Source organism: Stenotrophomonas sp. FBCC-B152, assembly GCF_059134105.1.
This window is the reverse complement of sequence record NZ_CP101442.1, coordinates 3,552,716-3,575,127: the sequence shown is the minus strand read 5'-3', so window position 1 is coordinate 3,575,127 and position 22,412 is coordinate 3,552,716. Positions and strand designations below refer to the sequence as shown.

Here is a 22,412-nt window from a genome sequence, read left to right as displayed (position 1 = left end):
GGCGTCTCCCAACGCCAAGCGACACCCCCTATGGGCGGTAATCTACCCGATGTTCCCGGCGATGTATGCGTTTACATGAACGCCGCAGGGGAAAATTTTGCGGAATGCGCCGGTTTTGGCGCTTTCAGCCTTGATCGCCGCGCAGCGCTCGCACCTGCGCTTCCAGCCCCTCGGCGGTCGCCGTGGCGCCGTCGACCGGCGGGCCGGCGATCACCTCCACGTGCGCGCGCAGGCGGCGTGGCACGCGCATGCGCCCCAGCCGCGTGTCGCGCCGGCTCCACATGCTGGCCCACATGCCGCGCAGTGCCATCGGCACCACCGGCACCGGCCGGCGCTCGAGGATCTTCTCCACGCCCGATTTGAACGCTGCCATTTCGCCGTCGCGGGTCAGCGCACCTTCGGGGAAGATGCACACCAGCTCGCCCTCGGCCAGCGCCCGGTCCACTTCATCGAACGCGGCCTGCATCAGCGCCGGGTTCTCGCGCGCGCCGGCAATCGGAATCGCCTTGGCGGTGCGGAAGATCCAGCGCATCACCGGGATGTTGAAGATCTTGTAGTACATGACGAAGCGCACCGGGCGCGGGATCGTCGCTGAGAGGATCAGCGCGTCCATGTAGCTGACATGGTTGCAGACGATCAGCGCGGCGCCCTCATCGGGCACGTTGGCTTCGATGCCATGCGGGCGCAGCCGGTACAGGAAGCGCACCATCACCCAGCTGAGGAACCGCATCAGGAATTCGGGCACGATGGTGAAGATGTAGATCGCCACCACCGCATTGGCGATCGCCAGCGCCAGGAACAGCTGCGGGATCGTCCAGTGCAGGAACTTCTGCGTGGCCAGCGCGATCATCGCCGCGGCCACGATGAAGCCGGAATTCTGGATGTTGAGCGCGGCGAACACGCGCGACATTTCCGATTTCGGCGTGCGGCTCTGGATCAGTGCGAACAACGGCACCACGAAGAAGCCGGTGAACAGGCCGATGCCCACCAGGTCGATGATGATGCGCACGCTGCCCGGTGCGGCCACGAACGCGGCCACGCCCAGGCCCGCCGTGGTGGCGGTGCCGGCGCGCGCGAAGTACAGGTCCAGCATGAAGGCGGTCATGCCGAAGGCGCCCAACGGCACCAGGCCGATTTCCACGGTACGCCCGGACAGCTTCTCGCACAGCAGCGAGCCCACGCCGGTACCGACCGAGAACAGCGCCAGCGCGAAGATGTAGAGGGTTGGTTCGCCGCCCAGGTTGACCACCGCGTAGGTGGGCAGCTGCGAGGTGAGCATGGTGCCGACGAACCAGAACCACGACACGCCGAGGATGGCGTTGGCCACGGCCTTCTGCTTCTTGGCCAGGCGCAGCACCGCCAGCGATTCGGGAATGGGGTTCCAGTTGATCTTCAGGTCCGGCGCGCCGGCATCGACCTTGGGGATCATGCGCGCGGTGATGTTGCCGGCAATGGCCAGCGCGATCACCGCTGTTGCCGCCACGATCGGGCCGAAACTGCCGGCCAGGGTGAAGATGATGCCGCCGCTGATCATGCCGGTCAGGATCGACATCGAGGTACCCATCTCGACCAGGCCGTTGCCGCCGGTGAGCTCTTCGGGCTTGAGCACCGAGGGCAGCACCGAATACTTCACCGGGCCGAACAGCGTGGACTGCAGGCCGGTGCAGAACAGGGCGACCAGCAGGATCGGCATGCTCTGGGTGAGGAAGCCGACCGCGGCCAGCGTCATGATCCCGATCTCCATGGTGGTGGTGATCACGATCAGGCGCGATTTCTCCAGCTTCTCGGCGATCTGCCCGGCCAGGGCGGAGAACAGGAAGTAGGGCAGGATGAAGATCGCCGGTGCCAGCGTGGTGTACAGCGACTGCTCGGCCTGGCTCACGCCAAGGTAGAACAGCAGGCCGATGATGGCCTGGCGGTACACGTTGTCGTTGAACGCCCCCAGCGACTGCACGATGAAGAAGGGCAGGAAGCGGCGCTGGCGGAGCAGGGCGAACTGACTGTGGCCGGACATGGAATCTCCTTGCGAACCGGCGCAGCCTATCACGCGGTCCCGGTACCTATTTCGTTCGCGGCGGCGCGCAGCTTGGGCAGCAGGCGCAGCATCAGGCCGATCTGGGTGCGGATCAGCTGCAGCTTGGGCGGCATCTCATCATTGAGCTGCTCCAGCTGTTCGGCCAGGGCGCGGTCGCCCTCGTTGGCGGCCTCGTCCACCGGTTCGCGCCGTTCCAGCGCGCCGGCGATCTGCTGCATGGCCTGCTGCACGCGTTCGCCACTGGAACGGGCCAGCGGGTCCTGCGCGTAGCTGTCCAGCTGCGCGCGGTGGGCGCCGAGGGCGGACAGGTGGCCCAGCAGGGTGTTGGACAGCGCCAGGAAGCGGAAGCCGGCATCCAGGTTGCCGCGCACGTGGCCGGGCTCGCGCAGCATGTTGGACAGCGCGGTGGACAGGGCCACATCGGCGTTGTGCATGTCGCGGCGGGCGATGCGGTAGGCCAGGTCGTCCTGCATGCCGCTGCCGTACTGGCCCAGCACCGCCTGCAGGTAGCCGGCGCAGCGTTCAAGCACGCGCGCCATCACCAGGTCGAGGCGGCGGCCCTGCCAGTCGGGCAGGATCAGGAACGCGGCAGCGGCGGCGATCGCGCAGCCCAGAAGGGTGTCTACCAGCCGTGGCCAGATCAGCAGGAAGCCATCGCCGATGAGGTTGAAGCAGGTCAGTGCCATCACGGTGATGGCGGCCGAGGCGACCAGGTAGCGGTCGCTGCGGGTGAAGAAGAACAGCAGCGCCGAGAGCAGGGCGATCAACAATTCGATGCGCAGGTCCTGGAACAGCTGCATCAGGGCCCAGGTGAGCACCAGCCCGATCAGGGTGCCGGCAATGCGCTGGGCCAGCCGTTGGCGGGTGGCGCCGAAGTTGGGGCGGCACACGAACACGATGGTGAGCAGCACCCAGGAGCCGTTCTGGGCGTTGAACAGGCGGATGGCGGCAAAGCCGACGATCAGCGCCAGCGCCATGCGCAGGCCGTGGCGGAACAGCAGCGAGCCGGGGGTGAGCTGCTGGCGTATGCGCACGCCCATTTCGCGCAGGGTATGCGGGTTGGTGTCGCGCAGGCGGGTATCGACGTTGTCCAGGGTGGATTCGGACTGGGCCGCTTCGGACAGGCGGCGTTCGATGCTCTGCAGGTTGTGGCCGAGCAGTTCGAGCGAGGAGAGCAGGCGCTGCCACTGCGGGTTGTGCTGGGCGCGCAGCCAGGCGAGGGAGTCGGTGAGGTCGGCGGTGGCCTGGCGGGTGCGGTCGCCGTACTGGAACGGCCGGCGCATGCGGATGGCGGTACCCAGGTTGGCGCACGCTTCGCCCTGCAGGGCGAGCAGGCGCTGGCAGCGGTAGAGCACGTCGCTGTGGAAGAACGCGTCGGTGAGCGCGCCATAGGGGTAGTGCGAGGAGCTGGCGCGTTCGTGGAAGTCCTGGGCCATGTAATACAGGCGCAGGTACAGGCCGGACTGCACGCCGGGCCGGCCGGAGCGGCCGAACCGGGCCAGGATGGCGGTCTTGGCGATGTTGAGCGCTTCGACGACGCGGCGGTTCTGTTCGGCCAGCGCGAGCTGGCGCTTCTGCACGTCGGCATCGCGCACGGGTTCGAACAGGTCGGCCTTGAGCTGGAGGTAGCGGCCGAGTTCAAGGTAAAGGCGGGCGAGGCGTTCGCGCACGGGGCGGTTGGCGAACAGGGCGGTCCACAGGATGGACAGCAGGCCGTACCAGAGGGCGCCGGCCAGCAGGTGGCTGACGGCGGTGATGGCCTGGGCGCGGTCATCGGCGCCGTGCTGTTCGAGGCCGATCATGGTGTAGATGGCGAGGGTGACGGTGGCCTGGGCGATGGAGGCGTAGCGCTCGCCCAGTGCGCCGAGCAGGGTCAGGCCGAAGGTGGACAGGGCCAGGGCGGCAATGAACAGCCACGGCCAGGCGAACAGTTCGACCACGGCAGCGGCGGCCACGACGAAGCACAGCAGGGAGAGCGCGACGGATTTGGTGCGGCCCCACCAGTTGTCGTCGGTTTCGGCAATGGCGCTGGCGATGATGCCGAGGAACACGCCGGGCAGGGCAGGCAGCTGGTCCAGGTGCCAGCACACGCCCATGGCCACGGACAACGCAATGAACACCCGCAGCCCGTAGCTGGCCTTCTCATGCGCCCACAGGCGACTCAGGCGGGATTCTCGGGCGGACATGCGGACTCGTCGGGCGGTGGCGCCTCATTATTGCGTCATCGCAGTGAAGCCGACATAGCCGGTTGGTAGGTACCGACCGTGGGTCGGTACCGCGTAGAGCCAGGCCCTGCATGGCTGCTTTTCCCAACCGTGCCACTGAAACCGTCTGGAGGTGGGCGGGTGCCCCCATCCGGGACTGTCTAAAACATGGATGTTTTTGACAAGCCCCCATGGATGGGTTCACGGCGGGTCCCGGATGGGGGTACCCGCCCGCCTCAGCGCGCGGTAACGGAAACGCTGCTTTGCTTACAGATCAAACCTAACGCTGACCGCGAACGTGCGCGGCAGGCCGATGCCGGCGTTGGACCAGTACTTCCTGTTGGTGAGGTTTTCGACGCTGGCGCGCCAGGTGACCGGGTGGCCATTGGCCTGCATGCGGTAGCCGACGCCGGCGTTGACCAGGGTGTAGTCGGGCAGCTTGAGGGTGTTGTCGGCGTCGTAGTACACATCGCCGTAGTAGCGGGCCAGGGCGTACAGGCTCAGGCCTTCCACCTGCGGCACGCTGTAGTCGGCGTGCACCACGCCGTTCCAGCGCGCTGCGCCGGCGGTGCGGTTGCCTTCCTGGGTGCTGCTGTCGGGCGAGAGCTTGTCGTAGGTCGGGTCCAGCCAGGTGACGCCGCCGCCGAGGGTGAAGGCGTCGGTCAGGCGCACGTCGCCGCTGACTTCCACGCCTTCGTACAGGGTGATGCCGTCCTGCACCAGCAGCTTGCCGCCGCTGGTCAGGCGGTCGATGTTGGCGCCGCGCTCCAGGCGGAAGGCGGCAGCATTGGCGTTCCAGCGCGGGTACTCGATCTTGGCGCCGATCTCGAACTGCTTGCTGATCGTCGGGTCGAGCACGTCGCCGGCGTTGATGTAGTCGCTGCCCACGCGGCTGCCCGCTTCCAGCGATTCGACGTAGCTGGTGTAGAGCGTGACTTCGTCGGCCGGCTTGAACATCACCGCGTAGGTCGGGGTGACCGGGTAGGTGTGGTAGGCGCCCTTGTTCTCGAAATCGTTGTAACGCGCACCGGCCAGCACCGACCAGCCGTGGCCGAAATCCACCGTGTCGCTGACGAACACCGCCTGCTGCACGGTTTCGCTGCCGCGGGTGAGCTCATGCGAACCGACAGCGTCATGGCGAAGGGTCGGGCGCTGGTAGAGGTTGCCACGGCCGATGGTGTTCCATTCGTACGGGCGGTCCCAGCCCAGCCCGGTCTGGTGCGAGACGCCGGCGACGACCTGGTGCGACAGCGGGCCGGTCTGGAAGCGGCCCTGCACGATGGCCTGGGCCAGCTTCCACTCGCTCTTTCCGCCGAGCTCGTAGGCGTTGACGTCGTAATCGCCGTTGACGTCGTCGATGTAGGCGAAGATCTTGTTCACGTCGTTCCACGACGAGGTGTAGCCATAGCTCAGGCTGGCCTTCCAGTCCTCGCTGATCTGCCAGTTCAGCGCGGTGGAGAGCAGGCTGGAACGGGTGTCGTAGAACGTGCCCGGAATGGCATTGTTGACATCGCCGGCGATCGGGCGCGGCAGTTCGGTCAGGCCGATGAAGTAGTACTGCGGCGATTCCTCGCCCAGGTCGCGCTCCTGGAACACGCCATCGAAGGTCCAGGTGAGCGCGTCGCCCAGGCGCGCATCCAGCGACAGCGCGCCGACCTTGCGGTTCACTTCGCCACCGTTGAAGGTTTCGCCCTTCTCCTGGTAAGCGTTGAAGCGGTAGCCGAACATGTCTTCGTTGCCGAAGCGGCCGCCGACGTCGACCTGGCCGCTGACGATGCCCTGTTCGCGCCAACCGAGCTGCGCCGAGAACGTGGTGGTGTCGGTCGGCTTCTTGGTCACGTAGTTGATGATGCCGCCGGGCTGGCCGAAGCCGTACATGAAGCCTCCCGGGCCCTTCAGCAGTTCCACCTGCTCCATCACTTCCAGCGGCCACTCGGTGCCCCAGGAGGACACCTGCAGGCCGTTCACCCGGTAGCTGTCGTAGCTCAGGTCGATGCCGCGGTTGCGGATCGGCGAGCTCCAGCCACTGGCGTAGGCGCTGACCTGGGTGACCACCGAGGGGTCGGTCAGGAACGCTTCGCCGAGCGAGACCACCTGGCGCTTCTCGATGTCCTCGCGGCCGATCACGGAGATCGCAAACGGGGTATCGCGGACCGGGCGGTCGCCCAGGGCGCCGGTATCGGTGTGGGTGCGTTCGGCGGTGACCTTGACCGCGTCCAGCTCGGTGGCCGAGCGCGACTGGGCGTGGGCCGCGCAGGCCAGCGACAGCGACAGCGCAAGCAGGGCCGGGCGCAGGGCGCGGCGCGGAAGAGCGGAAACATGCATGTTGTGGGGGTCCTCTGCGGACAGCAGCACACCGTCCGCGATCGGTTGATGGCGGAAGAAGAGGGCGTGGCTGAGTCGGGGCACTGCCCGCAGGGGGCGGAAGCAGCGCGGTGCGCGAGGCGCGGCAGGACCGTGGCTGGTGCGAATTGTTCTCTTTCAGGCGCCGTGCGTCAAATGATTGTCATCTGACGCACGGTTCGGTCAGGCGCGGGCGGCACGCCGGATCAGGGCCTTCTCGCGCCGACGCGCGCGCCAGCCGCGCCAATGCTGCTGCAGGCACGAGAAGATCACATACAGCGCCGGGGTGCTCAGCAGGGTCAGGCTCTGCGAGAACAGCAGGCCGCCGATCATCGCGATGCCCAGCGGGCGGCGCAGCTCCGAGCCCTCGCCCAGGCCGATGGCCAGCGGCACCGCCGCCAGGATCGCCACCATGGTGGTCATCATGATCGGGCGGAAGCGCACGATGCTGGCTTCGCGCACGGCTTCCAGCGGGCTCTTGCCGTGCTCGCGCTGGGCCACCACGGCGAAGTCGATCATCATGATCGCGTTCTTCTTGACGATGCCGATCAACAGCACCAGCGCGATCATGGAGATCACCGACAGCTCGGTATTGGTCACGAACAACGCCAGCAGCGCGCCCACGCCCGCCGCCGGCAGCGTGGACAGGATCGTGACCGGGTGCACCAGGCTTTCGTACAGCATGCCCAGCACCAGGTACACGGTGATGATGGCGGCCAACACCAGGATCAGCATCGAATTGGGGTTGAGCTGCACGTTGAAGCCGCCGCCATCGCTGATGCGGATGTCGCCGGGCAGGCGCAGCCCGTCCACGGTGGCCTTGATGATCGCCTCGCCTTCGCCGGTGCTGACGCCCGGGGCCAGGTTGTAGCTCAGGTCCATCGTGGTGTACTGGTTCTGGTGGGTGATCTGCGGCGGGGCCAGCCCGGGGACCTGGCGCGCCACGGCGGTGATCGGGATCATCTCGCCGTTGCCGGCGCGCACGTGGATCTCATCCAGTGCCCGCGGGGTGGCGGTCTGCTCCGGCAGCGCGTTGACCACCACGCTGTACTGGTTGATGTCCGAATAGATCGTCGAAATCTGGCGCTGGCCGAACGCGCCGTACAGCGCGCCATCGATCGCACCGACCGACACGCCCAGGCGCGCGGCCTTGGCCCGGTCGATCTCGATGTTCTGGCGCAGGCCGGCGGTATCCACGTCGGTGCCGACGTCGCGCAGCATGGGGTTCTTCTTCAGTGCGGCCTGCACCTTGGGCAGCCATTCCTGCAGCTGGGCCAGGTCGTTGCCCTGCAGCGACACGCGGTACTGCGCGCCCTGGCTGTTGCCGCCGCCGCCATCACTGGGAAGATCCTGGATCGCGCGCAGGCGCAGTTCCAGGTCGGGGTAGCGGTCGGCCTTGGCGCTCAGCCGTGCCAGTGCCTGCGCGGTGGTTTCGCGGCGGCCTTCCTTGCGGGTCTTCAGCTCGATGTTGAACTGCGCGCTGGAGCCCTGGCGGCCGCTGCCCAGGCGCACGCCCACGGTTTTCACCGCCGGGTCGGCCATCAGCATGTCGGTGATGCGGCGCTGGCGGTTGACCATGTCCTCGAAGGACACCGTCGCGCTGGAGTTGGCGCGGCCCCAGATCAGGCCGGTGTCCTGCGGTGGGAACGAGCCCTTCTTGACCGCGCCGGCCAGCATCACCGTGGCGACGATCAGCAGGATCGGGGTCAGCGACAGCAGCAGCGCGTGGCGCAGCGAGAAATCCAGGCACACGGTGTACACACGCAGCATGCGGTCGTGGGTGGCATCCAGGAAGCGGCCGATCCGCGAGGGCTTGTCCGGCTCGGTATGCGCGCTCAGGAAGCGGCTGCACAGCGCCGGAGTGAGCGTGAGCGAGACGATCATCGAGACCACGATGGCCGCCACCAGGGTGACGGTGAACTCGCGGAAGAACGCGCCGACCATGCCGCTGGCGAACAGCAGCGGAATGAACACCGCCACCAGCGAGGCGGTGATGGAGACGATGGTGAAGCCGATCTCGCGCGCACCGGCCAACGCCGCCTGCATGCGCGGCATGCCTTCGTCGAGGTGGCGCATGATGTTCTCGATCACCACGATCGCGTCATCGACCACGAAGCCGATCGCGATCACCAGCGCCAGCAGGCTCAGGTTGTTCAGGGTGAAGCCGAACACGTACATCACCAGTGCTGCACCGGCCAGCGACAGCGGCACGGTGATCGCCGCGATCAGCGTCGGCGCCAGCCGGCGCAGGAACAGCGCCATGGTCAGGATCACCATCGCCAGGCTGATCAGCAGGGTGATCTGCACTTCATGCAGCGACGAGCGGATGGTCGGGGTGCGGTCGAAGTACGGGGTGAGCGTGGTGCCCGGCTGCAGGTAGTCGCGCAGCATCGGGATCTGTGCCTTGACCCGGTCCACCGTCTCCACGATGTTGGCGCCGGCGCGGGTGAACACGTACATCACCACCGCCGGCTTGTGGTCGAACCACGCAGCCTGGTAGGCATCCTGCTGGCCGTCGTAGACGTTGGCCACGTCCTTCAGGCGGATCACCCGGCCATCGTCCTGGGTCTTGATCACCAGGTTGGCGAAGTCGGCCGCACGCGCCACCGAATCGTTGGCGATGATCGCCGTGGTGGTGTTGCCATCGGTCAGGAAGCCGGTGGGCGAGGTCACGTTGGCCGCGCGTACCGCATTGCGCAGGTCATCCGGGGTGAGGTTCAGCGCGTTGAGCAGGCGCAGGTTGACGTCCACCCGCACCGCCGGGGTGGAGGCGCCGGCGATATCCACCGACGACACCCCGCTGATCTGGCGGATGCGCTGGGCCAGCAGCGAATCGGCCACGTTGTACAGCTCATCGGCCGACTGCGTCTGCGAGGTCAGCGCGATGGCGATCACCGGATCGTCGTTCGGGTTGGCCTTCTGGAACATCGGCGAACCCAGCCCGGAGGGCAGGTCGGCCTGGGCCGAGTTGATCGCGGTCTGTACGTCCAGCGCGGCCGAATCGATGTCCACCCCGCTCTGGAAGATCATGAAGACCAGCGAGCTGCCTTCGGAGCTGGACGAGCGCATCTGGTCCACGCCGGGCAGCTGGCCCAGGTGGCGCTCCAGCGGCGCGGTGACCGTGGAGGCCATGGTGGTGGCGTCCGCACCGGACTGGCTGGCGTGCGCGAAGATCACCGGAATCTGGATGTTCGGCAGCGCCGACACGCCCAGCTTCAGGTAGCACATCAACCCGACCACGAACAGGCCGATGGCCAGCAGCGCTGTGCCGATCGGGCGGCGGATGAACGGGCCGGAGATGTTCACGCGTGGTCCTGTGCGGTGCCGTCGCGAAGCGCGCGCTGTTCACGGCGCTGGCGCAGCCATTCGGAGTAGCGCTCCATGTACAGGTAGATCACCGGCGTGGTGTACAGCGTGACCAGCTGCGAAATCAGCAGGCCGCCGACGATGGCGATGCCCAGCGGCCGGCGCAGCTCCGAACCGATGCCGGTGCCCAGTGCCAGCGGCAACGCGCCCAGCATGGCCGCGGCGGTGGTCATCATGATCGGGCGGAAGCGCAGCAGGCAGGCGCGGCGGATCGCTTCGTGCGCGTTGGCCCCGGCGCGGCGCGCCTCGATGGCGAAGTCCACCATCATGATGCCGTTCTTCTTGACGATGCCGATCAGCAGCACGATGCCGACGATGCCGTCCACCGACAGGCTCAGCCCGCACACCATCAGCGCCAGCAGCGCGCCCACACCGGCCGGCGGCAGGGTGGAGATGATCGTGATGGGGTGGATGTAGCTCTCGTACAGCACGCCCAGCACGATGTAGATCACCACCAGCGAGGCCAGCAGCAGCCACACCACGTCGGTCTGGCTGCCGGTGAACTCGGCGGCCTTGCCGATGAACTGCGCATGCACCTGCGCCGGCATGTCCAGGCTGGCACGGGTCTCTTCGATCGCCTTGACCGCATCGGACAGCGAATAACCCGGTGCGATGTTGAACGACACCGTCACCGCCGGCAGCTGCTGCTGGTGGCTGACCACCAGCGGGGTGCTGGTGACCTTGCCTTCGGCCAGCGCGGCCAGCGGGATGATGTTGCCCGCACCCACCGGGATGCCGGTGTTCTGCGCGCCGATGCCGGTGGCAGTGGAGGAGTTGGACGAGGTGACCTGGCCGAAGTTGGTGGCGTTGCTGCCGGTCAGCGCGCCGGCGCCGTTGGAGGCCACCGCCAGCTGGTTCATCAGGGCGGTGCTGGTGCGGAACTCCGGCGCCACTTCCAGCACCACGCGGTACTGGTTGAGCTCGGTGAAGATGGTGGAGATCTGGCGCTGGCCGAACGCGTCGTACAGGGTGTCGTCGATGGTCTGCATCGGAACGCCCAGCACGCTGGCCTTGTCGCGGTCGATGGTCAGCTCCAGCGCGCGGCCCTGGTTGGACAGGTTGTTGTCCACGTCCGCCAGTTCCGGGCGCTGGCGCAGCGCCTCGGTCAGCCGGGTGGCCTGCAGCGCGACCTGCGCGCTGTCCACGTCCGACAGCGAGTACTGGTACTCGGTGGCCGCCACGCGGGTATCCAGGGTCACGTCCTGCACCGGCTTGAGGTACAGCGCCACGCCGGGAATGCCGGCCACGGCCTGCTGCAGGCGCGGCAGGATCTCCTCCAGCCCATCGCGGTCGCCGCGCTCTTTCAGCACGATCGACAGCTGGCCCTGGTTGAGCGTGGGGTTCATGCTGCCGGCGCCGATGAAGGCGGCCACGCCGGTCACCGCCGGGTCCTTGCGCAGCGCTTCGGCCACCGCCTTGGTGCGCTGTTCCATCTGCGGGAAGGCGATGTTCTGGTCGGCCTGGACCACGCCGGTGATCAGCCCGGTGTCCTGCTCGGGCAGCAGGCCCTTGGGAATGACGATGTACAGCACCACGGTCAGCACCAGCGCGCCGGCGGCCACCGCCAGGGTCATGCGCTGGTGGTCCAGCACCCAGTCCAGGCTGCGTTCGTACAGGCCCACGGTGCGGCTCCACACGGTCTGCTTGCCGGCCGCGTGTGCGCGCTCATGCGCGTCCTCGCCTTCGGGCAGCGCGTCGGGCTTGAGCAGGTAGGCGCACATCATCGGGGTGAGCGTCAGCGAGATCAGCATCGACAGCACCACCGCGATGCTCAGCACCCACGCGAACTCATGGAACAGGCGGCCGGTGACGCCGGGCATCAGCAGCAGCGGCAGGAACACCGCCACCAGCGAGACGGTCAGCGACAGTACGGTGAAGCCGATCTGGCGCGCGCCGATCTCGGCCGCTTCCGGGCCGCTCTTGCCCTGCTCGATGTAGCGCACGATGTTCTCGATCATCACGATCGCATCGTCGACCACGAAGCCGGTGGCCACCACCAGCGCCATCAGGGAGAGGTTGTCCAGCGACATGCCGGCAAAGGCCATCACCCCGAACGTGCCCGCCAGCGACAGCGGCACCGCCACCGAGGGAATGATCGTGGCCCACAGGCGGCGCAGGAACACGAAGATCACCGCCACCACCAGGCCGATGGTGAGGATCAGGGTGAACTGCACCTCATGCACGGAGGCGCGGATGGTTTCGGTGCGGTCGGAGAACACCTCCAGGTGCACGTCGGCCGGCAGCACGTTCTGCAGCTGCGGCATCAATGCACGGATGCGCTCCACCGTCTGCACGATGTTGGCACCGGGCTGGCGGCGGATCTCCAGCAGCACCGCCGGCTTGCCATCGGCCCAGGCGGCGAGCTGGTCGTTCTCCACGCCGTCGATCACCTCGGCCACGTCCGCCAGCCGTACCGGCGCGCCGTTCTTGTAGCTGATGATGGTCTCGCGGTATTCGGCCGCGCTGGTCAGCTGGTCATTGGTGCCGATGCTGTAGGACTGGGTCTTGCCGTTGAGCGAGCCCTTGGGTGCGTTGACGTTGGCCTGGGTCAGCGCGCTGCGCAGGTCTTCCAGGGTCAGGCCCATGTTGGACAGCTGCGCCGGATTGACCTGGATGCGCACGGCCGGCCGCACGTTGCCGGCGATCGACACCAGGCCCACGCCCTGCACCTGCGACAGGCGCTGGGCCAGGATCGAGTCGGCGTAGTTGTTCACATCGCGCAGCGGGCGCGTGTCGGAGGTGAGCTTGAGGGTGATGATCGCCGCGTCGGCCGGGTTCACCCGGTTGTAGACCGGCTGGTAGGGCAGCGACGAGGGCAGGGTGGCCTGGCGGATCGCGGCCTGCACGTCCTGTGCGGCGATGTCGATGTCCCGGTCCATCGCGAACTGCAGGATGATCGTGGACAGGCCCGCCGACGAATCGGAGGTCATCAGCTCCAGCCCGGAGATCTGCCCGAACTGGCGTTCCAGCGGCGTGGTCACCAGCGAGGCCATGCTGGTGGCGTTGGCACCCGGGTACTGGGTGGTGACCACCAGGCTGGGCGCATCGATTTCCGGCAACGCCGACACCGGCAGCTGGCGGTAGCCCAGGATGCCGAGCAGCAGCAGGCCCGCCATCAACAGCGAGGTGGCGATGGGGCGGCGGATGAAGATCGTCGAAAAGCCCACGGGCGGATCCTTGCTGTTACATCAGACGGCGATGCGGGAGGCGTACGCCGGCCACCGGGCCGGCGTTACGGTTGCGGCCTGCGCGGTCAGCGCGGACCGCCGCCACGGCGACTGCCGGGGCCCTGTTTCTGCGCGGCGGCCTTGAGTTCGGCCTCGGTCGGCGCGGCCGGGGTCTCGCCCGGCTTCAGTGCGGTGACCTTGCTGCCCGGCTTGAGCCGGAACTGGCCTTCGCTGACCACGCGCTCGCCGCCCTTCAGGCCTTCGGTGATCTGCACGTTGCTGTCGCCCACTTCCACGCCGCTCTTCACGGTCTGCATGGCCACCGTGTTGTCCGGCTTGACGATGTACACGTACTCGCCGTCGGGGCCGCGCATGACGGCTTGAGTGGGAATGACCACGCCGCCGGCGATCGTGCGCAGCTGCATGCGCACGTTGACGAACTGGCCCGGCCACAGGGTGTTGTCGGCGTTGTCGAACAGCGCACGCGCGCGGAACGTGCCGCTGTCGCTGCTGATCTGGTTGTCCACCACGTCGAGCTTGCCGCCATCGGTGAGCACGTGCGAGTCGTTGCGGTCCAGTGCGGCAATCGTCACCGGCCCGGCCTGCTGGGCCTGGCGCACGTCCGGCAGCTGGCGTTCGGGCAGGTTGAACACCACGTGGATGGGATGGATCTGGGTCAGCGTGACCAGTGCGGTACCGGCGCTGACCACGTTTCCGGCGTCCACCGCACGGATGCCGGCGATGCCGGAAATGGGGGCGGTCACGCGGGTGTACTGCAGCTGCACCTGGGCCGCGCGCATGCTGGCTTCATTGGCCGCCACCGCGCTTTCGTACTGGGCCACCTGGTTGCGCTGGGTGTCCAGGTCGGTCTTGGCCACGTACTGGCGGTATTGGGGCGAATTGGAGCGCTGGTAGTTCGAGCGCGCCGTGGCCAGCTGGGCCTGGTTCTGCTTCTTGGCGGCCGCGGCTTCATCAAAGCTGGCCTGCAGCGTGCGCGGATCGATCTGCGCCAGCAGGTCGCCCTGCTTCACTTCCTGGCCTTCCTTGAAGTTCAGGCTGATCAGCTGGCCGCCCACCTGCGGGCTCACCGTCACGGTGTTCATCGCACTCACCGTGCCCAGCGCGCTGGCGTAGACCGGCACGTCCTGGCGGGCCGCGTCGATCACCGTCACCGGCACCGGGTCCGTGTTGCGCTCGCCGTCCTTGCCGGCCTCGGCCTGCGCGTCGGCCTTGGCATCCTTACCCTTGCCGCCGCCCAGCATGCGCATGCCCACCAGCCCCACTACCAGCACTGCGATCACCAGCAGCACGATCTTCCAGAAACGCGACATTCAAAACTCCTGAGGCTGGCGAAGGGCGGGGCCCGGTTGGCAGTCGCAAAGCATACCCGCCACCCGTGACCTTTCATGCATGACAAATGGGACGGGCGGTCAGACCCGCAAGCGCCGACAAGGTTCAACTCCCCCGGACGGCCCGACGCGACCACCCCGCGCGACCCGGTAGCGCCGACTGTTAGTCGGCTGCTTATCCCGACAACGTTCGCGGCGGCCAAAAGTTACAGCGAAAACCAGCTTGATGCCCTACATTCAGCTTCAAAGCCCGAAAACCCCGTGGAGACCCCAATGCCCCGTCTGTCGCTGCTGCTGTCCGCCCTGCTGCTCGCCTCGCCCGCGCTGGCCGCCACCGCCCCGGCAGAACGCCCGGAAGTCACCGCCGCTGCCGCCCGCCTGCAGGCCCAGGTGGTGCAGTGGCGCCGCGACTTCCACCAGCACCCGGAGCTGTCCAACCGCGAGGAGCGCACCTCGGCCAAGGTGGCCGAACAGCTGCGCGCCATGGGCCTGAAGCCGAAGACCGGCATCGCCCACCACGGCGTGGTGGCCATCATCAAGGGCGGTAAGCCCGGCCCGCGCATCGCCCTGCGCGCGGACATGGACGCGTTGCCGGTGACCGAACAGACCGGCCTGCCGTTTGCCTCCAAGGCCACCAGTACCTATCGCGGCGAACCGGTGGGCGTGATGCATGCCTGCGGCCATGACGCCCACACCGCCACCCTGCTCGGCGTGGCCGACGCGCTGGTGAAGATGCGCGAGAACCTGCCCGGCGAAGTGATGCTGATCTTCCAGCCCGCCGAAGAAGGCGCGCCGTCGCCGGAAGAGGGCGGTGCCGCGCTGATGCTCAAGGAAGGCCTGTTTGCGGACTTCAAGCCGGACGCGGTGTTCGGCCTGCACGTGTTCTCCAGTGTCCAGGCCGGGCAGATCGCCGTGCGCGGTGGCCCGCTGATGGCCGCCTCGGACCGCTTCGGGATCAAGGTGATCGGCCGCCAGACCCATGGCTCGGCCCCGTGGAACGGGGTTGACCCGATCGTGGCCACCGCCGACCTGGTGGGGACCGCGCAGACCATCGTCAGCCGCCGCTCCAACATCTCCAAGCAGCCGGCGGTGGTGTCCTTCGGCGCGATCAAGGGCGGTATCCGCTACAACATCATTCCCGACGAGGTCGAGATGGTGGGCACCATCCGCACCTTCGACGAAGGCATGCGCCAGCAGATCTTCGCCGATCTGCGCAACGTGGCCGAACACACCGCCGCCGCGCATGGCGCCAAGGCGCAGACCGAGATCTTCGAGGCCGAAGGCAACCCGGCCACGGTCAACGACCCGGCGCTGACCGCACGCATGCTGCCCAGCCTGCAGGCCGTGGTCGGCGAAGCCAACGTGTACGAGCCGCCGCTGCAGATGGGCGCCGAAGACTTCTCGCAGTATGCCCAGCAGGTGCCGGGCATGTTCTTCTTCGTCGGCTCCACCAGCGAAGGCATCGACCCGGCCACCGCCCCGGCCAACCATTCGCCGAAGTTCCTGCTGGATGAGAAGGCGCTGGATGTGGGCCTGCGCGCATTGCTGCAGGTCAGCCTCGATTTCCTCAACGCGCCGAAGGCGGGTTGAGGCAATTTACTGCCTCAGGTCCCGCACGATCCGCGCCGGCTGCTCGATGCCGGCGCTGGCCCGCCACGGGTTGATGTCCAGCCCGCCACGGCGGGTGTAGCGCGCCTCCACTTCCAGCCATTCCGGCTGGCAGCGCAGGGTAAGCTCGTTGAAGATGCGCTCCACGCACTGCTCGTGGAATTCGGCATGCTCGCGGTAGCTCACCAGGTAGCGCAGCAGGCCTTCGCGGTCGATGCGCGGGCCGCGGTAGCGCACGCTCACGCTGGCCCAGTCCGGCTGGCCGGTGACCGGGCAGTTGGACTTGAGCAGCGCCGAGCTGAGCGTCTCGGTCACCACCTGGCCGGCATTGGCCGACAGGTACTCCGGCGCCGGTGGACCGTAGCGCTCGATCGCCACGTCCAGCCCATCCAGTGATTCGCCTTCGGCCGCTTCCACCAGCAGCGGTACCCCGAACACCACGTTCACCACCGCCCCGGCGCAGGCCGACAGGTCACCGGCAATACGCTGGCGGGCCTGCTCGTCATCGTCGAAACGGGTGCTGTTGAGGGAGTTGAGGTAAAGCTTGAACGACTTGGATTCGATCAGGTTCGGCGAGGTGCACGGCACGCTGATGGTGGCCACGGCCACCCGCGGCTTGCCGCGCCGGTCCAGCCAGCTCAGCTCGTAGGCCTGCCAGCGGTCATGGCCGACGAAGGGCAGGTTGGCTTCGTCCACGCCGATCTCCTCGCGCGCGGCGCGGCGCGGGATCGGGAAGAGCAGGGCGGGGTCGTACTGGGAGGGGTAAGCAACCTCGCGGCCGAGGCTGGAGTCCTGGGGGGTATTCATGCCGCCATTTTAGCGTGGCCAAGGCCCGCCGGCCGCCCTGTTCAGAAAACCTCCCGAAGCCTTCACGCCTGCGCCATGCCCCATTAACAACGCCTGTGACACCGTGCGATCCAGGGTTGTTCCATTCAAGGGAGCGTGTGGATGAGTACCGACAAGAAAGCCGATTTCTCCGGTGTCACCGCCAGCGTGGATACCACCGCGCAGAAGGTGGAGAAGGCCGATTTTTCCGGCGTCACCGCCTCGGTGGATTCCACCGCCGAACTGGTGGGGGGTAGCACCTACACCGTAAAGGCAGGCGATTCGCTGTCGAAGATCGCCAAGAACGAGCTGGGCGACGGTAATGCCTGGAAGAAGATCTTCGAGGCCAACCGGGACGTACTGGATGACCCCGACAAGATTTTCCCGGGCCAGACGCTGAAATTGCCGCCGAAAGAATAAGCCCGCTCCGCCTGCAGTCCACTTTCGATTCCCAGGGAGGAATTCCATGAAGAAGACGTCCATCAGCACTACCGTACTTGCCGCCGCGCTGGCCACCGTGGCCTTGGTTGGCTGCAAGAAGAAGGAAGACACCGCCGACAACAACGCCCAGCCGGCCACCCCGGTCGCGACGACCCCGGCCGAGCCGGCCGCGCCGCAGCCGATGACCGCTGCCGCCCCGGTGAGCGTGTCCGCCGTGACGGTGGGCAAGACCGCCGCCGCCGACAAGTCGGTGGCCCCGGTGGCGCTGTTCGCGCCGAAGGACATCATCATCGTCTCCTTCCGCACCGACGGCACCGCCAACAACGTCAATACCGGCGTCAAGCTGACCTATCAGGACGGCCAGGTGGCCGGCGAAAAGACCCAGGCGTTGAACACCTCTGGTCCTGATACCACCAACGTCACGTTCGAGAATGCGAACGGCTGGCCGGTCGGCAAGTACCGCGCAGAAGTCACCGTAGATGGTCAGGCGGCAGGAACGCCGCAGGAGTTCGAGGTCAAGTAAGTCCCGCCGACTCTCTCCCGGCACGGACTCACGATGGACGCAGCCGCGAGGCTGCGTCTTTTTTGTCTGTGCCACACAGCGTTCCAATACCGCCGCGTATGGCCCGGCTTTGCTCCCCGGGGCTGAAACCGCGACAATGCGGGGGTTACCCGGAGAGCACTGTCCCCCATGTCGAACACGCCCAAGATTCTGTACACGCTTACCGATGAAGCCCCGTTCCTGGCCACCCAGTCGCTGCTGCCGATCGTCGAGGCCTACACCGCCACTGCCGGCATTGCAGTCGAAACCCGTGACATCTCGCTGTCCGGCCGCATCCTGGCGCTGTTCCCGGATTTCCTGAAGGACGACCAGAAGGAAGCCGACCACCTGGCCGAACTGGGCCAGCTGGCGACCACCCCGGACGCCAACATCATCAAGCTGCCCAACATCAGCGCCTCGGTGCCGCAGCTCAAGGCCGCCATCAAGGAACTGCAGGACCAGGGTTACGCCCTGCCGAACTACCCGGACGTGCCCACCGACGACGTCTCGCGCGACATCAAGGCGCGCTATGACAAGGTCAAGGGCAGCGCCGTGAACCCGGTGCTGCGCGAAGGCAACTCCGACCGCCGCGCGCCGCTGTCGGTCAAGAACTACGCCCGCAAGCACCCGCACCGCATGGGCAAGTGGTCCAACGAATCCAGGTCGCACGTCTCGCACATGGACGGCGGCGATTTCTACGGCAGCGAAAAGTCGGCCACCCTGGCGTCCGCCGGCACCCTGAAGATCGAACTGCAGCAGGCCGATGGCAGCACCGTCGTGCTGAAGGAAAAGACCGCCGTCAAGGCCGGTGAGATCGTCGATGCCGCCGTGATGAGCCGCAACGCGCTGGCCGCCTTCGTGCAGGCGCAGATCGCCGATGCCAAGGCCAAGGGCGTGCTGTTCTCGCTGCACCTGAAGGCCACCATGATGAAGGTCTCCGACCCGATCATGTTCGGCGTGGTCGTCGAAGAGTTCTACAAGGACGTGCTGGCCAAGCACGCCGACGTGCTCAAGCAGGCCGGCTTCGACCCCAACAACGGCATCGGCGACCTGTACGCGCGCCTGCCGCAGCTGCCCGAAGCCACCCAGGAAACCATCAAGGCCGACCTGGCTGCCGAGTACGGCAAGCGCCCGGGCCTGGCCATGGTCAATTCCGACAAGGGCATCACCAACCTGCATGTGCCCAGCGACGTCATCGTCGATGCCTCGATGCCGGCGATGATCCGCGACTCCGGTGGCATGTGGAATGCCGACGGCAAGCTGCAGGACACCAAGGCTGTCATTCCGGACCGCTGCTACGCCGGCGTGTACCAGGCCGTCATCGACGACTGCATTGCCCACGGCGCGTTCGACCCGGCCACCATGGGCTCGGTGCCGAACGTCGGCCTGATGGCGCAGAAGGCGGAAGAATACGGCTCGCACGACAAGACCTTCCAGATTCCGGCCGACGGCACCGTGCGCGTCACCGATGATGCCGGCAACGTGGTGTTCGAACACGCCGTGCAGACCGGCGACATCTGGCGCATGTGCCAGACCAAGGACGCCCCGATCCAGGACTGGGTCAAGCTGGCCGTGAACCGCGCCCGCCTGAGCAGCACCCCGGCCGTGTTCTGGCTGGATGCCTCGCGCGCGCACGATGCGCAGGTGATCGCCAAGGTCGAGACCTACCTCAAGGACCACGACACCAACGGCCTGGACATCCGCATCCTGGCCCCGGTGGAGGCGACCGCGTTCTCGCTGGACCGCATCCGCAAGGGTGAGGACACCATTTCGGTGACCGGCAACGTGCTGCGCGATTACCTCACCGACCTGTTCCCGATCATGGAACTGGGCACCAGCGCCAAGATGCTCTCCATCGTGCCGCTGATGGCCGGTGGTGGCCTGTTCGAGACCGGCGCCGGTGGTTCGGCCCCGAAGCACGTGCAGCAGTTCGTGGAAGAGGACTACCTGCGCTGGGATTCACTGGGTGAATTCCTGGCCCTGGCCGCCTCGCTGGAGCACCTGGGCAACCGTTACGACAATGCCGGTGCGACGGTGCTGGCCAAGACCCTGGACCAGGCCAACGGCCAGTTCCTGGACAACGACAAGTCGCCCTCGCGCAAGCTCGGTGGCATCGACAACCGCGGCAGCCACTTCTACATCGCGCTGTACTGGGCCCAGGCCCTGGCCGCGCAGGATGACGATGCCGCGCTGAAGGCCCGCTTCGCCCCGCTGGCCAAGGCCCTGGCCGACAGCGAGCAGGCCATCGTGGGCGAGCTGATTGCCGCGCAGGGCAAGCCGGTCGACATCGGTGGCTACTACCGCCCGGACGTGGCCAAGGCCAGCAAGGCCATGCGCCCGAGCAGCACCTTCAACACCGCACTGGCGGCGCTGTAAGGTTCGATTCCACTCGGGTGGTGGTCGACAGGAAACCCGCGCTTCGGCGCGGGTTTTTTTGTTTTGGCCGCAAATACGTGACGTACGTCCGGGCAGTTCTGGCACGCTCCCGCAACAAGGCAGCACCCAGCGGATGGATCCGGCTGTTTCGCCAGTGCGAAGTGAGCAGTCCATCACCGTTGAATGCGCGGGCCTTGGCATAGGCTACTCACTCAACCCAGGGGAAGGCGATGGCCAGGGTGCTGGTGGTCGGATCGGATGTCCAGGGAGAACGCGCGTTGCTGCAACGCCTGCGTGTCGCAGCCTCGTTGCCCGGCGACCGCGTGCGCAGTTGCCGCGATCTTGATGAGTGCGACCTGCTGGTGATCAAGGACACCCCGGCGTTGCGCAACGCCGCGTTGCGCATGGTGCGCGAGCGACCGCGCATCCAGCTCTGGGTGGAGGACCAGGACGGGCAGCTGCACCAGGGGCAGGGCGAAGATCGTGGCGTACTCGACGACCACGCCATCGAAGATGCCCTGCGGCAGATGCCCGATGCGCCGATGCGCATCGACGAACCCTGCACGGCGCAGGGCGCCAAGGCGATCACCCGCGCGCTGCGCGAACGCCTGCCCGCGCGCCAGGGGCACGCGGTGCTGGTGCTCAACGAGGTGCCGACACTTCTGCTCGATTTCTGCCTGGACCAGATGGTGGTGCCGGCGGGTATCGACGCTGCGAGCCTCGCCCAGCATCTCTCCGACCAGTTCGAGTCACTCTCGTTGCATGGCCTCTCCGAGCGGCGGTATCAGGAGCTTTCCGGCACGTTGCCACGCCAGCCGCTGCGGCCGCTGCTGTGGCAATGGGGCCAACGCCCCGCGCACTGGCATGAGCTGGATGCGCGCCTGCAGCGCGGCGCACGGGTAAAGCTGCTGCGCTGGCCTGATTTCCGCGTGCTGGGCCACCAGCACGACAACTTCCGGCTGTGCTCGTTGCTGCTCAAACGCGCGTGCAGCGTGGAGGAGTGCGCCACCCTGCTGGAAGTCTCGGCAGAAGCGGTGCGCAGCTTCGTCCACCCGGCCTACCTGTGCGGCTACGCCGCGCTGGAAGATTCGCCGCCCCGCGCCGCGCCCCTGCGTGCGGTCGAGGGTGGCGGCACCCTGCTGGCCCGCATGTGGCGCAGCGTACGCCAGCGTGGCGGGGGCTGAGCGTGCGCGAACACAAGATCGTGGTGCTGGGCGGGATGGGGTGTGGAAAATCAACCTTGGTGCGCGCCATCGCCGCCGGCGCGGTGGTGGATACCGATGTGCACAACACCGACCGCGAAGGCGCCGACAAGGCCTCCACCACGGTGGCCATGGACTACGCCGACATCGACCTGCCCAACGGCGACCGCCTGCGCCTGTACGGCACCCCGGGCCAGCAGCGCTTCGACTTCATCTGGCCGATCCTGCTGCAGGGCGCCAGCGGCGTGGTTTTGTTGATTGATGCCACCCGCCGTGCAGCCGTGGAAGAACTTCAAGGCTACCTGGGCGTGCTGCGTGAACATGCCGCGCAGGTGCCGGCGGTGATCGGCGTTTCGCGGCTGGACCTGGCGCCGGAGTTCGACCTCGATTCCTGCGCCACGGTCGCGGGCTGGGATGACCGCCTGCTGCCGGTGATGCCCATCGACGCGCGCGAACGCGAACAAGGACTCTTCCTGATGGACGTGCTGATGAGCGAGATGGAAACCCGCGACCTGGTGCTGGCCCATGGCTGACGGGCAGGATGTGCGCCGGCTGGAACCGGCCGTGCGTGAAAGGGTTGCCCAGCACCTTCAAGCGTTCGCCGACAGCCTCAATGGGGTGCGCAGTGCGGTGCTGGCCAGCGTTGATGGCTTCGCGCTCGTACCTGCAGCGGGCAGTCACGGCAACGGTGAACGTCTGGCCGCGATGACCAGCGCGATGCTGGCACTGGCCGCTGCCGTGGGCCGCGAGCTGTCGCTGGGCGAGCTGGAAGTGCTGATGCTGGAGGCGGGCGAGGGCAAGGTGCTGATGTTGGCGCTGCCGAGCACCCCCGCCCCGCTGCTGCTAATGACCGCCTGCGACACGCGCAGCGTCACCGGCAAGGTGCTTTGGAGTGCAAAGGAATGTGGCCGCAACATCATGGCCGAACTCAGCGGATCACGAGCCGATCCGTAGG

14 protein-coding genes are annotated in these 22,412 nt (G+C 67.1%); 7 read left to right on the top strand and 7 right to left on the bottom strand.

Going from position 1 to position 22,412, the window contains the following annotated elements:
• Window positions 1-124 precede the first annotated feature (124 nt).
• The 6 genes from NMB40_RS16315 to NMB40_RS16290 all read right to left on the bottom strand — a co-directional run bounded on the left by NMB40_RS16315 (window position 125) and on the right by NMB40_RS16290 (window position 14,446).
• Window positions 125-2,014, bottom strand: coding sequence for an MFS transporter (locus NMB40_RS16315; RefSeq protein ID WP_448143746.1), 1,890 nt, complete (start codon window positions 2,012-2,014; stop codon window positions 125-127).
• Between the two features lie 29 nt (window positions 2,015-2,043).
• On the bottom strand, window positions 2,044-4,221 hold the full coding sequence (gene yccS, locus NMB40_RS16310; protein ID WP_282243334.1) for a YccS family putative transporter: 2,178 nt from the start codon (window positions 4,219-4,221) through the stop codon (window positions 2,044-2,046).
• A gap of 285 nt (window positions 4,222-4,506) precedes the next feature.
• A complete protein-coding gene (locus NMB40_RS16305; protein ID WP_494359107.1) occupies window positions 4,507-6,564 on the bottom strand; it encodes a TonB-dependent siderophore receptor in 2,058 nt (685 codons plus the stop codon).
• 201 nt (window positions 6,565-6,765) lie between these two features.
• The gene (locus NMB40_RS16300) at window positions 6,766-9,888 is read right to left on the bottom strand and encodes an efflux RND transporter permease subunit (RefSeq protein ID WP_494359106.1); all 3,123 of its coding nucleotides are present in this window, start codon (window positions 9,886-9,888) and stop codon (window positions 6,766-6,768) included.
• Window positions 9,885-13,115 carry an efflux RND transporter permease subunit gene (locus tag NMB40_RS16295; RefSeq protein WP_494359105.1) on the bottom strand — a complete coding sequence of 1,077 codons (3,231 nt, stop codon included), beginning with the start codon at window positions 13,113-13,115 and terminating at the stop codon, window positions 9,885-9,887. The genes NMB40_RS16300 and NMB40_RS16295 overlap by 4 nt, the downstream gene beginning before the upstream one ends.
• 86 nt (window positions 13,116-13,201) lie before the next feature.
• Window positions 13,202-14,446: an efflux RND transporter periplasmic adaptor subunit gene (locus tag NMB40_RS16290; RefSeq protein ID WP_494359104.1), complete on the bottom strand. Its 1,245-nt coding sequence runs from the start codon at window positions 14,444-14,446 to the stop codon at window positions 13,202-13,204.
• Window positions 14,447-14,737: 291 nt separating this feature from the next.
• On the opposite strand from NMB40_RS16290, the gene NMB40_RS16285 reads away from it, so the two are divergent.
• Entirely contained in the window at window positions 14,738-16,054 is a 1,317-nt protein-coding gene (locus tag NMB40_RS16285; RefSeq protein ID WP_494359103.1) for a M20 family metallopeptidase, read from the top strand.
• Between the two features lie 6 nt (window positions 16,055-16,060).
• Here the strand turns inward: NMB40_RS16285 and queF are convergent, their stop codons facing one another.
• Window positions 16,061-16,879, bottom strand: coding sequence for an NADPH-dependent 7-cyano-7-deazaguanine reductase QueF (queF, locus tag NMB40_RS16280; RefSeq protein ID WP_494359102.1), 819 nt, complete (start codon window positions 16,877-16,879; stop codon window positions 16,061-16,063).
• A 141-nt stretch (window positions 16,880-17,020) separates the two neighbouring features.
• Here queF and NMB40_RS16275 point away from each other — a divergent pair, with 141 nt between their 5' ends.
• From NMB40_RS16275 to NMB40_RS16250, 6 genes are all read left to right on the top strand, one after another.
• Window positions 17,021-17,317, top strand: coding sequence for a LysM peptidoglycan-binding domain-containing protein (locus tag NMB40_RS16275; RefSeq protein WP_494359101.1), 297 nt, complete (start codon window positions 17,021-17,023; stop codon window positions 17,315-17,317).
• A 46-nt stretch (window positions 17,318-17,363) separates the two neighbouring features.
• Window positions 17,364-17,861 carry a hypothetical protein gene (locus tag NMB40_RS16270; RefSeq protein WP_448143739.1) on the top strand — a complete coding sequence of 166 codons (498 nt, stop codon included), beginning with the start codon at window positions 17,364-17,366 and terminating at the stop codon, window positions 17,859-17,861.
• Window positions 17,862-18,029: 168 nt separating this feature from the next.
• Entirely contained in the window at window positions 18,030-20,255 is a 2,226-nt protein-coding gene (locus NMB40_RS16265; RefSeq protein ID WP_494359100.1) for an NADP-dependent isocitrate dehydrogenase, read from the top strand.
• A gap of 230 nt (window positions 20,256-20,485) precedes the next feature.
• A complete protein-coding gene (locus NMB40_RS16260; RefSeq protein WP_494359099.1) occupies window positions 20,486-21,439 on the top strand; it encodes a hypothetical protein in 954 nt (317 codons plus the stop codon).
• Between the two features lie 2 nt (window positions 21,440-21,441).
• Entirely contained in the window at window positions 21,442-21,990 is a 549-nt protein-coding gene (locus NMB40_RS16255; protein WP_494359098.1) for a GTP-binding protein, read from the top strand.
• Window positions 21,983-22,411: a roadblock/LC7 domain-containing protein gene (locus NMB40_RS16250; protein ID WP_494359097.1), complete on the top strand. Its 429-nt coding sequence runs from the start codon at window positions 21,983-21,985 to the stop codon at window positions 22,409-22,411. Before NMB40_RS16255 ends, NMB40_RS16250 begins: the two co-directional genes overlap by 8 nt.
• Window position 22,412 lies beyond the last annotated feature (1 nt).

Bases quoted from the DNA above. Each gene is read 5' to 3' on its own strand.
- NMB40_RS16315 (WP_448143746.1), bottom strand. From the start codon at position 2,014: ATGTCCGGCCACAGTCAGTTCGCCCTGCTCCGCCAGCGCCGCTTCCTG.
- yccS (WP_282243334.1), bottom strand. From the start codon at position 4,221: ATGTCCGCCCGAGAATCCCGCCTGAGTCGCCTGTGGGCGCATGAGAAG.
- NMB40_RS16305 (WP_494359107.1), bottom strand. From the start codon at position 6,564: ATGCATGTTTCCGCTCTTCCGCGCCGCGCCCTGCGCCCGGCCCTGCTT.
- NMB40_RS16290 (WP_494359104.1), bottom strand. From the start codon at position 14,446: ATGTCGCGTTTCTGGAAGATCGTGCTGCTGGTGATCGCAGTGCTGGTA.
- NMB40_RS16285 (WP_494359103.1), top strand. From the start codon at position 14,738: ATGCCCCGTCTGTCGCTGCTGCTGTCCGCCCTGCTGCTCGCCTCGCCC.
- queF (WP_494359102.1), bottom strand. From the start codon at position 16,879: ATGAATACCCCCCAGGACTCCAGCCTCGGCCGCGAGGTTGCTTACCCC.
- NMB40_RS16275 (WP_494359101.1), top strand. From the start codon at position 17,021: ATGAGTACCGACAAGAAAGCCGATTTCTCCGGTGTCACCGCCAGCGTG.
- NMB40_RS16270 (WP_448143739.1), top strand. From the start codon at position 17,364: ATGAAGAAGACGTCCATCAGCACTACCGTACTTGCCGCCGCGCTGGCC.
- NMB40_RS16265 (WP_494359100.1), top strand. From the start codon at position 18,030: ATGTCGAACACGCCCAAGATTCTGTACACGCTTACCGATGAAGCCCCG.
- NMB40_RS16260 (WP_494359099.1), top strand. From the start codon at position 20,486: ATGGCCAGGGTGCTGGTGGTCGGATCGGATGTCCAGGGAGAACGCGCG.
- NMB40_RS16250 (WP_494359097.1), top strand. From the start codon at position 21,983: ATGGCTGACGGGCAGGATGTGCGCCGGCTGGAACCGGCCGTGCGTGAA.